The following is a 13,337-nucleotide window of genomic DNA, read 5'->3' on the forward strand; positions in this document are numbered from 1 at the left end:
CTCACACCCGGAGGTCCGAGGCCCGCGCCCGAGGGGAACGCGTACCGGACGGGACCGACGGACGCGGCCGGGAGCGCGGCGCCCCACCGTTCCCGCGGCGGAACCGGCCGAGCGGCACGAGCCGCACGAGCAGGACCAGGGCGGCGATCACCGCGACCGCCGTGCCCGGGACCAGACCCGGCGGGCGGAACGTACAGGCCACCGAGCGGGTGCCGGGGCTCACCGGGAAGGCGACCAGACCCAGGTGGGCGCCCGCCGGACGGCCGTCGCAGGTCCAGCCCGCGATCGCCGGCGCCGACAGCACCACCGTGCCGCTCGTGCCCGGCCGCAGGGTGGCCCGTACCCCCGACGCGTCGACGCGCGGCGCGGTCGGCGCGGAGGCCCGCAGCGCGGCCACCGCGGTGTCCAGCCGGGCCCGGTCCAGACAGGCGAGCTCCCACCGGGCGGGCACCGGTCCGTCGAAGACCAACCGCGAGGCGGGCCCGTGCGCGACGCCCATCGGCTGGAGCGCGGCCCGGTTGCGCGGCGGACGGGCGTTCAGCCGGAACGCCGGGCCGTCGGCGAGGCGGGCGGCGCCGTTGTACTCCGGGGCCCACAGGAAGGCCTCGGTGCCCGCGCGGCAGAGGCCCGGCGCGAGCGGCGCCTCGTAGACCCGTGCGCCCAGCAGGAGTTCCTGGTTGGCGAAGGGGGAGGGGCCGTAGGCGAGCGGGGGGCCCGGCGGGCGGACGGTGACCAGCGGCGCGGCCGTCGCCCGGCCGATCGTGCCGTCGGGCCGGAGCCGGGCACCGACCGCGAAGACGGCGTCGGTCACCGGGTTGTCGAGGCTCTGGACGTTGCGGCCCCGCGAGGTCCAGCCCGCCCCGAGGGCCACCATCGTGCGGGTGAACACGTCCGGGGTGTGGCTGCTGTAGTACGCGCCGCCCTCACCGCCCAGCAGCAGCGGATCGTTGCCCGTCAGGGCCGGCCGGCCCGCGTCGGTACGGTACGCGGGCCAGCCCCCGGCGCCCGCCAACGCCTCGGCGCGTGCCGCGTGCGCGGGCCCCCACGAGGGGTAGTCGTCCAGCCCGCCGAGCTTGCCCAGGTGGCCGTACGCGATGGTCGCCGCGGCCTGACCGACCAGGACCGCGACCAGCAGTCCGGCCGCCGGGAGCACGAGGCGCCGGCCGCGCAGCGCCCACCACGCGCAGCCGGCCACCGCCAGCCCGCCGCCGAACAGGGCGTACCCCCAGCCGGTCGCCGTCGAGCTGCCCGCCGCCCCGAGCGCGGCCAGGCAGAGCACCCCGGCCCCGCCGGCCAGCGCCCGCACCCCCGGCAGACCGGCCGCGAGCCCGGCCCAGGCGGCGATGACCACGATCCCGGCGAGCACGAAGGTCTGCCGGTACGGGCTGCCGTTCGGGGTCGCGAAGGCGTGCCAGGCCAGATGGGTCGGCGCCCACTGGAGGGACAGCAACACCGCCAACACCAGTCCCGTCCACCACAGCCGTGCCCGCGCCGGCACCGCCCGGTGGAACGGCAGCGCCGCCACCAGCAGCAGGGTCCCGGTGCCCACGAAGAGGGCGGGGGAGGAGAAGGAGTACGTGGCGGGCAGCAGCCGCGCCAGCAGGTCCCCGGTCGCCACCGGCGCGAACTCCCGGGACCACCCCGGGTACGCCTGCTTCGAGCTGAGGAACAGCGGGGCCAGCACCGGCGCGGCCAGGGCGACGCCCAGCACGGTCGCCGTCGCGGCCCGCCCGAGCACCCGCACCCGCCCGAGCAGGGGCCGTCCGCCGGCCACCACGTCCCGTTCCTGCGCCAGCCGCACCACGAGCACCAGCGCCGCGCCCAGGGTCGCCATGTACGCGGTGTAGAAGTTCGCCGTCCAGCACAGGGCCACGACCAGCGCCGCCGCCCCGGGCCGTCGGCCGCGCAGCGCCCATTCACCCGTCAGACACAGGAGCGGGAAGGCGATCAGCCCGTCCAGCCACATCGGGTTGTACGCGGCCTCGATCACCGACCAGCCGCACAGCGCGTACGAGGCCCCGAGCAGCCCCGCCGCCCACCACGGCCCGGACCGCTGCGTGCGCAACAGCCAGACCATCGCGGCGGCGGCGGCCGCCGTCTTGAGCACGGTGATCACGTACACGGCGAGGTCTATGTCCTCGCGCGGGAAGACCCCGACGAGCACGGCGAACGGGCTCGTCAGGTACGTCCCGAAGTCCGGCAGGAAACTCGTCCCGTACCCGGACTGCCAGTTGAGGAGCAGACCGCCCTCGGCGCGCCCGTGCAGCAGGTCCCACAGATGGGCGTGGAAGGGCACGAACTGGTTGCCGAGGTCGTTGACGCCGCGGTGGCGGGGCCCGTACGGGAAGACGCGCGCCAGCGCGTCCCCGGCACACACGGCCACCGTCGTGATCAGGGCGGCGAGCGCCGAGCCGAACAGGCTGTGGCGCCGCGGGGAACTGTGCGGTGTCGACATGGTGGCCCGACCCTGGCAGACGCGGAGGACGCCGGGATGGCGCCGGGATGACCGGCGCGCCAACAGTGGCGCACCCCAACACGCTCGGAATCGTTGGTCGAACCAGTGGCTCGGATCACCTTGACTGCATAACATCGATCACCGCACGGCCCTTGTGCACCGACGCACAATCTCCCGGCCCTGGAGGCTCCTTTGCACCGTCGCACTGCGCTCTCCGTCTCCGCCGTCCTGCTCGCGGCGGCTCCCCTGCTGTCCGCCTGCTCGAACGAGACCCGTCCCGGCACGGCGGCCGTGGTCGGCGGCGAACGGATCACCACCTCAGCGCTCCAGGCCCAGGTGAACGACGTACGCGCCGCCCAGAACCGATCCACGACCCCCACGCCGGCCGAGCTCGTGGAGAGCTCCCCGCGACTGGAGCGGACGAAGCTGCGCGGGCTGATCAACAGCCGGATCCTCGACAAGATGGCCGAGGACGCCGGGATCACCGTCACCACGAAGGAGATCGAGGACCAGCGCAAGCAGTTCGCCGACAGCAGCGGCGGCCCGCAGAAGTTCCAGGCCGCCATCCTGCAGGAGGCCGTGACGGCCCCCGGCCAGATCGACCGCTTCGTCAAGGACCAGTTGCTCCTGTCGAAGCTCATGGACAAGTACGGCAAGGACAAGCTCTCCGCCCCCGCGGCGGCGGCCGCCAAGAAGCTCGGCGTCGAGGTGAACCCGCGCTACGGCAGCTGGGACGCCGAGGGGATCCGGCTCGGTGACGGCACCACCCCGTGGATCACCCAGCGGACCCGTCCCGAGCAGGCCGCACCCGCCGGGACCTGAGCCGCCCGTGCGGAGGTAGGTTCGGGGGGTGACTGAGCACGCGTCCCCCGAGCCCGCCGAGCCCACCGGCCGCATCGTCCTGCTGACCACCAGCCACCGGGTCGCCCCCGGCCTGCTGTCCTGGTCGGCGTGGCAGACCCTGCACGCCGCGGACCGGGTGCTGTGCGCCGACCCCGGCCACCCGCAGCTGCCGTACCTGCGCGAGGCCGGAGTCGAGGTGGCCCACGTGGTCCCCGACGCCCACGAACTCGTCGAGGCCTGCGCCGGCGGCGCCACCGTCGTCGTCCTGCCGAGCGGCGAGGGCGACCAGCGGCTCACCGACGGCCTGGCCCGGCTGGCCGGCTCCGGCCGGGTCGCGATGCCGGACCTGGAACTGCTGCCCGGGTCCTACGACCTGCCCGGCGCGCGGCTCCTCGACCTCGTGCAGGTGATGGACCGGGTGCGGCGGGAATGCCCCTGGACCTCGGCGCAGACCCACGAGGCCCTGGTGAAGTACGCGATGGAGGAGGCGTACGAGCTGGTCGAGGCGATCGAGGCAGGGGACCGGGAGGAACTGCGCGAGGAGTTGGGCGACGTACTGCTCCAGGTCTTCTTCCACGCGCGGATCGCGCAGGAGCACGCCGACGAGCCGTTCTCCATCGACGACGTGGCCGGGGACCTGGTCGACAAGCTGATCCGGCGGCACCCGCACGTCTTCGGCGACGCCCGGGCCGAGACGCCCGAGGACGTCAAGGCGCACTGGCAGGCCACCAAGGCGGTCGAGAAGCGGCGCGCGTCGGTCACGGACGGGGTCCCGGTCGCCCAGCCCGGCCTCGCGCTCGCCGCCAAGCTCGCCGGCCGGGCCCGCACGGGCGGGATCGCGGTGGAACTGCCCCGGGGCGAGGGCGTCGGCTACGAGTTGCTGGAACTGGCCGCGCGCGCCGAGGCGCAGGGCGTCGACCCCGAGACCGCGCTGCGCGCGGCGGCCCGCGTCTACCGGGACGCGATCCGGGCGGCGGAGGGCGCCGACGCCTGACCCGCGCCCGGGCCTACAGCGGGGCGCGCCCCGAGGGGTTGTGCCAGTGCGGGGCCGGCGGACTCAGGAACCACTCCCCGAAGCCCACCGGGCGGGCCCACCCGGAGCCGCCGGCGGGGATCGCGTCGTGGAAGATCCGGTCGGGCCGGGCGCCGAGTTCCCCCAGGAGGTACGCGGTCTCGTCGATGAACTGCGCCGGCCCGCTGAGGTAGACGTCCTGGTCCCGCCACAGGCCGCGGTGGCCGAGCGCGGTCGCCAGCCGGTCGGTGGCCTGGTTGCGGTGGCGTCCCGGCGCGGGCGTGATGTAGGTGACGGCGAGCCGGCGGTGGGCGGCGGCGTACGCGTCGATGAACGGCCGGTCGTAGAGGTGCGCGGCGTCCCGGGCGACGACGAAGAGCCGCACGTCCTGGTCGGGAGGGTGTTCCGCGAGGTCCTCCAGCATGGCCCGGATCGGGGCCCAACCGGTGCCCGCGGCGATGAAACTGACCGGGCGGTCCTCGCGGCGCAGCGTGAGCCGGCCGCCCGGCGCCCCCAGCCGCAGCGTCTCCCCGGGCCGTGCCTCGCGGACCAGCACGTGGGAGAGCCTGCCCTCCTCGATCCGGCTGACGTGCAGGTCGACGGTGCCGTCGGGGCGGGGCGCGTTGCCGAGGGAGTAGGTGCGCCAGGTGGTCGGGACACGGGCGCTGCTCACGCTCACGTACTGGCCGGGGAGATAGGGGAGCGGGAGGTCGGGCCGCAGGGTCAGCACGGCGACGTCCTGCCCGTACTGGAGGTGGCGGACGATCTCGGCGTCCCACCAGGCCGGGTCGGTGCTCTCGGCGGCGCCGGCCGTCATCGCGTCGGCGATCACCTGGTATGCCTCGGCCCAGGCCTTCTCCACGTCGGGCGTCCAGGTCTGGCCGGAGGTCTCGGCGAGGGCGGCGAGCAGGCTGGCGCCGACGGCCGCGTAGTGCTCGGGGCCGACCCGGAACTTGCGGTGGTCGCGGCCGAGGTCGCGGAGGTAGGGGACGAGGGTCTCGTCCTCCAGGTGGGTGACCACGTGGGTGAGGGCGGCGAAGAGCCGGTCCCGCTGCCGTTCCATGTCCGCCGGTGAGGAGGGGAAGAGCGGGCGGACCTCGGGGTGGTGCCAGAAGAGGTGGGAGTAGAAGTACTTGACGGCGTGCTCGGCCCGTCTCTCCACCACCGCGAAACTGCTCTTCAAGATCCTCACGTCCACAAGAGCGAAAGTAGGAACGGCGGACCGTGCGGGGTCAAGCCTCGGCGGATCTACGGACAGCCGCGACGAAGCACCCATATGGGATGGCTCGTGGAGGTCGGGATACGGTCAGCGGGTGCATGAGCCGACCCCCGCGGAACCCGCCGACGAGACCTCCTCCCCCCAGGGCCCGACCCTGTTCGACTGGGAGTTCGCCACCGACCCCTACCCGGCCTACGCCTGGCTGCGCGAGCACTCCCCGGTGCACCGCACCAAGCTCCCGAGCGGCGTGGAGGCCTGGCTGGTGACCCGGTACGCCGATGCCCGCCAGGCCCTCGCCGACCAGCGCCTCAGCAAGAACCCGGCGCACCACGCGGAGCCGGCGCACGCCAAGGGCAAGACCGGCATCCCGGGGGAGCGCAAGGCGGAGCTGATGACGCACCTGCTGAACATCGACCCGCCGGACCACACCCGGCTGCGGCGGCTGGTGTCGAAGGCGTTCACCCCGCGGCGGGTGGCGGAGTTCGCCCCGCGCGTCCAGGAGCTCACCGACCACCTCATCGACGGGTTCGCCGGGAAGGGGGAGGCCGACCTCATCCACGAGTTCGCCTTCCCGCTCCCCATCTACGCCATCTGCGAGATGCTCGGCGTACCGCGCGAGGACCAGGACGACTTCCGCGACTGGGCCGGGATGATGATCCGGCACGGCGGCGGACCGCGCGGCGGGGTCGCCCGTTCCGTGAAGCGGATGCGGACCTATCTCGGGGAACTCATCCACCGCAAACGGGACGACCTGGGCAACGACCTGATCTCGGATCTGATCCGGGCCGGCGACCACGGTGATCACCTGACGGAGGCCGAGGCCACCGCGATGGCCTTCATCCTGCTCTTCGCCGGCTTCGAGACGACCGTGAACCTCATCGGCAACGGCGTCCACTCCCTCTTCATGAACCCGGAGCAGCGCGAGCGCCTCCAGGTCTCCCTCGCCGCCGGCGAACGCGGGCTGCTGGAGACCGGCGTCGAGGAGCTGTTGCGCTACGACGGACCGGTGGAACTGGCGACCTGGCGGTTCGCCACCGAACCGCTTGTGCTCGGCGGCCGGGACATCGCGGCCGGCGACCCGGTGCTGGTGGTCCTCGCGGCCGCGGACCGCGACCCCGCAAGGTTCGCAGAACCGGACACTCTGGACCTGTCCCGGAGTGACAATCAGCACCTCGGATACGGACACGGGATCCACTACTGCCTCGGTGCGCCGCTCGCGCGACTGGAGGGACAGACGGCGCTCGCGAGTTTGCTGATGCGTCTGCCGGATCTGGAACTCGCTGTTCCACCTGCGGACCTGCGCTGGCGGGGCGGACTCATCATGCGTGGCCTGCGCACCCTTCCGGTCCGCTTCACACCCCGAAACGATTGAGGCGCGATCGGGGCCGCCCTGACCGCGAGTCAGTTTCCGATCAAACTTGTTACTTGTATGCCAAGGCCGCTAGGTTCTGCCGTTACCCCGCCGTTATGCGAAAGGTACAGCCTCATGCGTTCCGGGAACGGCCGCCACAGACGCCCCAAGCAGATACCCGCACTCGTCGTCACCGCCGGAGTCGCCGGTTCCGCGCTGGCCCTGCCGCTGCTCGCGGCAACCAACGCGAGCGCCGCCGACGCCGGCACGTGGGACACGGTCGCCGAGTGCGAGAGCGGCGGATCCTGGAGCGCCAACTACGGCAGCGGCGCGTACGGGGGGCTCCAGTTCACCCAGGAGCAGTGGAACGAGGCCGGCGGGCTCGACTACGCGACGCGCCCCGACCTCGCCAGCCGCTCCCAGCAGATCGCCGTGGCCGAACAGGTGCTGGCCTCGCAGGGCCCCCAGGCGTGGCCGCTGTGCGCGTCCTCGGCCGGCCTGACGCGCCAGGGACCGTCGGCCGCGGTGGACCCGGGCCGGATCGAGGCCCCCGCGCCGGTCGCGCCCAGCCCCTCCCGCCCCGACTCCTCGGTGCCGAAGACCGGTTCCACGCCGGCCACCGACTTCGGGGTGCCGACGCCCACCGCGCCCACCCCGACGCTGCCCGGTCCGTCCGGCACGCCGTCGTTCACGCTGCCCGACGTGCCGCTGGGTCCCAACACCGGACTGCCCGTCATGCCGGACCCGGACCCGACCCTTCCCACCGGCCCGGCCAACCAGCCGCCCGTCGCCCCGACCACCCCGGGCGGCACGACCACCCCGACGGTCCCCTCGGACCCCGCCAAGGACCCGAACCCGGCCGACCCCTCCGCCACGCCCTCGGCACCGACGGGCACCCCGACCGACTCCGCGGCGGACGGCGGCGGCAAGCACCGCGGCCCGGCGGCGGACGAGACCCTCGGGGCCGTCCCCAACACCGCGCCGGAGCCCGTGTACACGGTGCAGGCGGGCGACAGCCTGACCGCCATCGCGGATGCCAAGGGGCTCAAGGGCGGCTGGACCACGCTCTACGAGGCCAACGAGCAGGTCATCGGAGGGGACGCGGACCTCATCAAGCCCGGACAGAACCTGGATCTAACCAAGTAATAGGGGCAGTTCGGGCACCCATTAAGATCCGAATGTCCGGTTTCGGCAAGTGAGACATGCGTCTCTTCCGCCCAACTGGCGTGTCTCGTATCGAAGCTGTCGCAAACCCCGCCCTCACCTGCGCAAACGCCCCGAAGCGGAACGCAAGTAGGGCCCTTTCCCCCCGATGTTGCTCGTTGAACATCGGGGGGAGACCTGTCTACCTTCTGAATCGCTCGTCACCGCGAGCCTCTTCGACCGCATCGCCGAATCCTGCCGGCGGACGGAGAGAACAGTCGTCGCGCAAGCGCCGAAGGCAGGAGCGGGGGAACCAAGGTAGGCGCCGGGACGGGCCGTCGGAAGACGGCCGCGAACCGGCTGGGGGTTAAGACGCACGCCAGTCGTGCGGCCGGGCAACTCACTCGCCCGAACCCGACAGCTCACCTCGTAGGCGTCGGTGAGGAGAAATTCCATGCTGCTTTCCGGCAAGGGCAAGCACCGTCGCGCCTCCAAGGCCGCCCGCATCGTCACGCTCGCCGGTGTCGCCGGTGTCGCCGTCGCGGCGCCCCTGATGGCCGCGGGCTCCGCGTCCGCCGCCACCGCTTCCGAGTGGGACAAGGTCGCCTCCTGCGAGTCCGGTGGCAACTGGTCCATCAACACGGGCAACGGCTACTACGGTGGCCTGCAGTTCTCGTCCGGCACCTGGGCCGCCTACGGCGGCAAGGCGTACGCCTCGCAGGCCAACCAGGCCTCCAAGTCGCAGCAGATAGCCATCGCCGAGAAGGTCCTCAAGGGCCAGGGCAAGGGCGCCTGGCCGTCCTGTGGCGTGGGCCTGTCCAACTCCTCGTACAGCGGCGGCGGCTCGGCCGAGACCCCCAAGCCGAAGAAGCAGCAGGCCGCTCCCAAGAAGCAGCAGGCCGCGCCGAAGACGGAGACCAAGCGCTCCGAGGGCTCCACCACCACGCGCTCCGAGCGTTCCACGGCCACCCCGGCCCCGCAGAAGGCCCCGAAGACCACCGCCGCCCCGAAGATCGGCAACGGCTCGTACGAGGTCAAGGCGGGCGACACCCTGGGCACCATCGCCGACGCGAACGGCGTCAAGGGCGGTTGGCAGAAGCTGCACGAGCTGAACAAGGACATCGTCCCGGACGCCGACCTGATCTACCCCGGGCAGAAGCTGAACCTCAGCTGAACCCCCCGATGACACCGCGTCAGTCCTGACGCATCCCTGCCCGGCGCGTACCCCTCCACGCGCCGGGCGGTGGCGTGTCCGGGCCCGGTCGGGCCCCGAACCCGCCAAGGATCAAGGGTCGTATGTCCTGGAAGAAAGGTATTCGGGCCCTTTTTCGTCCCAGGACCCGGGCGGTCGGCCGGCCGAGTGGCCGGAGCCGGTTAGGCTCTAGTCGGCAAGGCCATCCCACGGCCTGACCCGCCACCGCACACCCAGCGTCACATCCCAGAAGGAGATGCTCGTGCCGTCCATCGACGTCGTCGTAGCCCGGGAAATCCTGGACTCCCGAGGCAACCCCACGGTCGAGGTCGAGGTTGGCCTCGACGATGGCAGCACCGGTCGTGCTGCAGTCCCGTCCGGCGCCTCCACCGGTGCATTCGAGGCCATCGAGCTCCGTGACGGTGACCCCAACCGTTACTTCGGCAAGGGTGTCGAGAAGGCCGTCCTCGCCGTCATCGAGCAGATCGGCCCGGAGCTCGTCGGCTACGACGCCACCGAGCAGCGCCTGATCGACCAGGCCATGTTCGACCTGGACGCCACCGACAACAAGGGCTCCCTCGGCGCCAACGCCATCCTCGGCGTGTCCCTCGCCGTCGCGCACGCCGCGTCCGAGGCCTCGGACCTCCCGCTCTTCCGCTACCTCGGCGGCCCGAACGCGCACCTGCTGCCCGTTCCGATGATGAACATCCTCAACGGTGGGTCGCACGCCGACTCCAACGTGGACATCCAGGAGTTCATGATCGCCCCGATCGGCGCGGAGTCCTTCTCCGAGGCGCTGCGCTGGGGTGCCGAGGTCTACCACACCCTCAAGAAGGTCCTGCACACCAAGGGCCTCTCCACCGGCCTGGGCGACGAGGGCGGCTTCGCCCCGAACCTGGAGTCGAACCGCGCCGCGCTGGACCTCATCGTCGAGGCCATCAAGCAGGCCGGCTACGTCCCCGGCAAGGACATCGCGCTCGCGCTCGACGTCGCCGCGTCCGAGTTCTACAAGGACGGCAAGTACGAGTTCGAGGGCCAGTCCCGCTCGGCCGCCGAGATGACCGAGTACTACGAGGAGCTCGTCTCCGCGTACCCGATGGTCTCCATCGAGGACCCGCTGTACGAGGACGACTGGGCCGGCTGGAAGACCCTCACCGACAAGCTGGGCTCCAAGGTCCAGATCGTCGGCGACGACCTCTTCGTCACCAACCCCGAGCGCCTGGCCCGCGGCATCGAGGAGGGCTCCGCGAACGCCCTTCTCGTCAAGGTCAACCAGATCGGTTCGCTGACCGAGACCCTCGACGCCGTCGAGATGGCCCAGCGCAACGGCTTCAAGTGCATGATGTCGCACCGCTCCGGCGAGACCGAGGACGTCACCATCGCCGACCTCGCCGTCGCCGTGAACTGCGGCCAGATCAAGACCGGTGCCCCGGCCCGCTCGGACCGCGTCGCCAAGTACAACCAGCTGCTGCGCATCGAGGAGATCCTCGACGACGCCGCGGTGTACGCGGGTCGCTCCGCCTTCCCGCGGTTTCGCCCCGCGAACCAGTAGGAACGGCGAGGGCTAATCACGCCCCGGCCTCCGTACGTCCCCGCACTCGGTCCCGTACCGTGTGCGGGGACGTATTGCGTAGCGCACTCAGGGGAGGCGGGACCATGGCCGGGAACCGGGATCGGTTCTCCACCTTCTCGACCGCGACCAGACTCAAGGCACTCGGCGAACGGACCGCGGCGCACGTCTACCGCTCCCAGTCGCGCCGCCAGGTCCGCCGCAGCCGGCTCACCGGCCGGGCCGCGCTCCTGGTGCTCGTGCTCTGTACCCTGGTCGTCGCCCTCGCGTATCCCATGCGCCAGTACGTGTCCCAGCGCTCCGAGATCGCGCAGCAACAGCGGGACGCCACCGACGCGCGCGAACGGCTGGAGAAGCTCCGCGACGAGAAGGCCCGTTGGCAGGACCCCGCCTACGCGGAACAGCAGGCGCGCAAGCACCTGCACTTCCTGCGCCCGGGGGAGATCGGCTACATCATGAACGACCCCGGCACCGAGGCGAAGGAAGACCGCCGCACCGGGCAGGCCAGCTCCGACCGGCCCTGGTACTCGAACGTCTGGGACGGCGTCGACAAGGCCGACCGCCCCGGCGACTGACCCGACACGCCACGCCCGCGACACACCCGCACACGAACGAAGAGACTCATCCCAGGCATGCAGACGCCCCCGCCCCAGACCGACCGCACCGAGCCGACCGCCGCGGACATCGAGGCGTTCCAGCAGCAACTCGGCCGCCCGCCGCGCGGGCTGCGCGCCATCGCGCACCGTTGCCCCTGCGGGCAGCCGGACGTCGTCGAGACCGCGCCCCGCCTCCCCGACGGCACCCCCTTCCCGACGCTGTTCTACCTGACCTGCCCGCGCGCCGCCGGTGCCATCGGCACGCTGGAGGCCAACGGCGTGATGAAGGAGATGCAGGCCCGGCTCGCCGAGGACCCGGAGCTGGCCGCCGCCTACCGGGCCGCGCACGAGGACTACATCACCCGCCGCGACGCCATCGAGGTGCTCCAGGGCTTCCCGAGTGCCGGCGGCATGCCGGACCGGGTCAAGTGCCTGCACGTACTGGTGGGCCACTCGTTGGCCGCCGGCCCCGGCGTCAACCCCTTCGGCGACGAGGCCCTGGCGATGCTGCCCGAGTGGTGGGCCAAGGGCCCCTGCGTCACCCCGTGCGGGGAGAAGAAGGACGCGGACGCGTGAGCTCCACACGGGTCGCGGGCATCGACTGCGGGACGAACTCCATCCGCCTCCTCGTCGCGGACTGCGACCCGGCCACGGGCGGGTTCGTCGAGCTGGACCGCCGGATGACGATCGTCCGGCTGGGCCAGGGCGTGGACAAGACCGGCCGGCTGGCCCCGGAGGCGCTGGAGCGCACCTTCGCCGCGTGCCGCGAGTACGCCGCGGTCATCAAGGAACTCGGCGCCGAGCGGGTCCGTTTCGTGGCCACCTCGGCCTCGCGGGACGCCGAGAACCGGGACGAGTTCGTCCGGGGCGTCCTGGACATCCTGGGCGTGGAACCCGAGGTGATCACCGGCGACCAGGAGGCCGAGTTCTCCTTCACCGGCGCCACCAAGGAACTCGCGGGCCGCACCGACATGGAGCGGCCGTTCCTGGTCGTCGACATCGGCGGCGGCTCCACCGAGTTCGTCGTGGGCTCCGAGCACGTCCGGGCGGCCCGCTCGGTGGACGTCGGCTGCGTGCGGATGACGGAACGCCACCTGGTGGTGGACGGGACCGTCACCGACCCGCCGACCGAGCGGCAGATCGCCGCCATACGGTCCGACATCGAGGCGGCCCTGGACCTGGCCGCCGAGACCGTGCCGCTGACCGAGGCCCGCACCCTGGTCGGCCTGGCCGGCTCGGTGACCACCGTCGCCGCGATCGCGCTGGGGCTGGCGGAGTACGACTCGGCCGCCATCCACCACTCCCGGATCCCCTACGAGACGGTGCGCGAGATCAGCGAGCGGATGCTGACGGCCACGCACGCCGAACGCGCCGCGATCCCGGTCATGCACCCGGGCCGGGTCGACGTGATCGGCGCCGGCGCCCTGGTCCTGCTGGCGATCATGGAGCGGGTCGGGGCCGCGGAGGTCGTGGTCTCCGAACACGACATCCTCGACGGCATCGCGATCAAGACGGCGGAAGAGGTCGAGGCCGACATGCACCGGTCCTGACCCGTGAATCGTTCGAAGGCGGCGCCCCGGTCGGTCGACCGGAGCGCCGCCTTCGTCGTCGGAAGCCCGCCGCGACCCCGCCAACGGGTTGCTCCATCCGGCCGAGGCCCTTCGAAAGGCAGCTTCGGGGGTCGGAAGTCCCTCCCTCCCCACCAAGTTCGTGAAGTTCTTCACAAGGAAAAAAGGTCGGTGGGGTCACGGTGGGGGTCGTTCGGGGCGTTCCGGGGGTCCACGGGCCCGTTTCATACGAGTGTTCGTGCGAATCGCGGACGACGGCGAGGGGTGTCGGTAGGTACCCACGAACCCGGTGGTCCACTCCGCTTGAAGGCCTTCAGGCCAGTTCAGGACTGGTGTACAACGTCTCCCGTTACACCGTGGTTCCCGTTTCCCGCCATGACCTGGGTCA

The 13,337-nt window shown here is 72.2% G+C and carries 11 protein-coding genes and 1 riboswitch; of the genes, 9 read left to right on the forward strand and 2 right to left on the reverse strand.

The window, feature by feature from the left end; translation table 11 throughout:
* Window position 1 precedes the first annotated feature (1 nt).
* Window positions 2–2,455, reverse strand: a complete 2,454-nt coding sequence (locus tag ACIRO3_RS21220) for a YfhO family protein (RefSeq protein ID WP_404138937.1) — start codon at window positions 2,453–2,455, stop codon at window positions 2–4.
* A gap of 192 nt (window positions 2,456–2,647) precedes the next feature.
* On the opposite strand from ACIRO3_RS21220, the gene ACIRO3_RS21225 reads away from it, so the two are divergent.
* Window positions 2,648–3,277, forward strand: a complete 630-nt coding sequence (locus ACIRO3_RS21225; RefSeq protein WP_361780010.1) for a SurA N-terminal domain-containing protein — start codon at window positions 2,648–2,650, stop codon at window positions 3,275–3,277.
* 28 nt (window positions 3,278–3,305) lie between these two features.
* Window positions 3,306–4,292, forward strand: coding sequence for a nucleoside triphosphate pyrophosphohydrolase (locus ACIRO3_RS21230; RefSeq protein WP_404138940.1), 987 nt, complete (start codon window positions 3,306–3,308; stop codon window positions 4,290–4,292).
* 13 nt (window positions 4,293–4,305) lie between these two features.
* Here the strand turns inward: ACIRO3_RS21230 and ACIRO3_RS21235 are convergent, their stop codons facing one another.
* Window positions 4,306–5,502 (reverse strand): globin domain-containing protein, encoded by a 1,197-nt coding sequence (locus tag ACIRO3_RS21235; protein ID WP_404138942.1) that lies wholly within the window; start codon window positions 5,500–5,502, stop codon window positions 4,306–4,308.
* Window positions 5,503–5,623: 121 nt separating this feature from the next.
* Here ACIRO3_RS21235 and ACIRO3_RS21240 point away from each other — a divergent pair, with 121 nt between their 5' ends.
* The 7 genes from ACIRO3_RS21240 (at window position 5,624) to ACIRO3_RS21270 (ending at window position 12,931) form a co-directional block, all read left to right on the forward strand.
* Window positions 5,624–6,901, forward strand: coding sequence for a cytochrome P450 (locus tag ACIRO3_RS21240; protein ID WP_361780001.1), 1,278 nt, complete (start codon window positions 5,624–5,626; stop codon window positions 6,899–6,901).
* Between the two features lie 114 nt (window positions 6,902–7,015).
* The gene (locus ACIRO3_RS21245) at window positions 7,016–8,026 is read left to right on the forward strand and encodes a transglycosylase family protein (protein ID WP_404138945.1); all 1,011 of its coding nucleotides are present in this window, start codon (window positions 7,016–7,018) and stop codon (window positions 8,024–8,026) included.
* Between the two features lie 277 nt (window positions 8,027–8,303).
* Window positions 8,304–8,474, forward strand: a riboswitch (cyclic di-AMP (ydaO/yuaA leader).
* Between the two features lie 3 nt (window positions 8,475–8,477).
* Window positions 8,478–9,197, forward strand: a complete 720-nt coding sequence (locus ACIRO3_RS21250) for a transglycosylase family protein (protein ID WP_366149000.1) — start codon at window positions 8,478–8,480, stop codon at window positions 9,195–9,197.
* 274 nt (window positions 9,198–9,471) lie between these two features.
* Complete coding sequence (gene eno, locus ACIRO3_RS21255) at window positions 9,472–10,767, forward strand: phosphopyruvate hydratase (RefSeq protein ID WP_361779993.1); 1,296 nt, start codon at window positions 9,472–9,474, stop codon at window positions 10,765–10,767.
* 104 nt (window positions 10,768–10,871) lie between these two features.
* The gene (locus ACIRO3_RS21260; RefSeq protein WP_404138947.1) at window positions 10,872–11,360 is read left to right on the forward strand and encodes a septum formation initiator family protein; all 489 of its coding nucleotides are present in this window, start codon (window positions 10,872–10,874) and stop codon (window positions 11,358–11,360) included.
* 57 nt (window positions 11,361–11,417) lie between these two features.
* A complete protein-coding gene (locus tag ACIRO3_RS21265) occupies window positions 11,418–11,957 on the forward strand; it encodes a DUF501 domain-containing protein (protein ID WP_361779990.1) in 540 nt (179 codons plus the stop codon).
* On the forward strand, window positions 11,954–12,931 hold the full coding sequence (locus ACIRO3_RS21270; protein ID WP_404138949.1) for an exopolyphosphatase: 978 nt from the start codon (window positions 11,954–11,956) through the stop codon (window positions 12,929–12,931). Before ACIRO3_RS21265 ends, ACIRO3_RS21270 begins: the two co-directional genes overlap by 4 nt.
* Window positions 12,932–13,337: the final 406 nt, after the last annotated feature.

It is taken from the genome of Streptomyces sp. NPDC102278, from assembly GCF_044766345.1.
GTDB lineage: Bacteria > Actinomycetota > Actinomycetes > Streptomycetales > Streptomycetaceae > Streptomyces.

What these genes read in the sequence shown, in the direction of transcription:
- ACIRO3_RS21220 (WP_404138937.1), bottom strand. Translation starts at nt 2,455, where the DNA reads ATGTCGACACCGCACAGTTCCCCGCGGCGCCACAGCCTGTTCGGCTCG.
- ACIRO3_RS21245 (WP_404138945.1), top strand. Translation starts at nt 7,016, where the DNA reads ATGCGTTCCGGGAACGGCCGCCACAGACGCCCCAAGCAGATACCCGCA.
- ACIRO3_RS21250 (WP_366149000.1), top strand. Translation starts at nt 8,478, where the DNA reads ATGCTGCTTTCCGGCAAGGGCAAGCACCGTCGCGCCTCCAAGGCCGCC.
- eno (WP_361779993.1), top strand. Translation starts at nt 9,472, where the DNA reads ATGCTCGTGCCGTCCATCGACGTCGTCGTAGCCCGGGAAATCCTGGAC.
- ACIRO3_RS21260 (WP_404138947.1), top strand. Translation starts at nt 10,872, where the DNA reads ATGGCCGGGAACCGGGATCGGTTCTCCACCTTCTCGACCGCGACCAGA.
- ACIRO3_RS21265 (WP_361779990.1), top strand. Translation starts at nt 11,418, where the DNA reads ATGCAGACGCCCCCGCCCCAGACCGACCGCACCGAGCCGACCGCCGCG.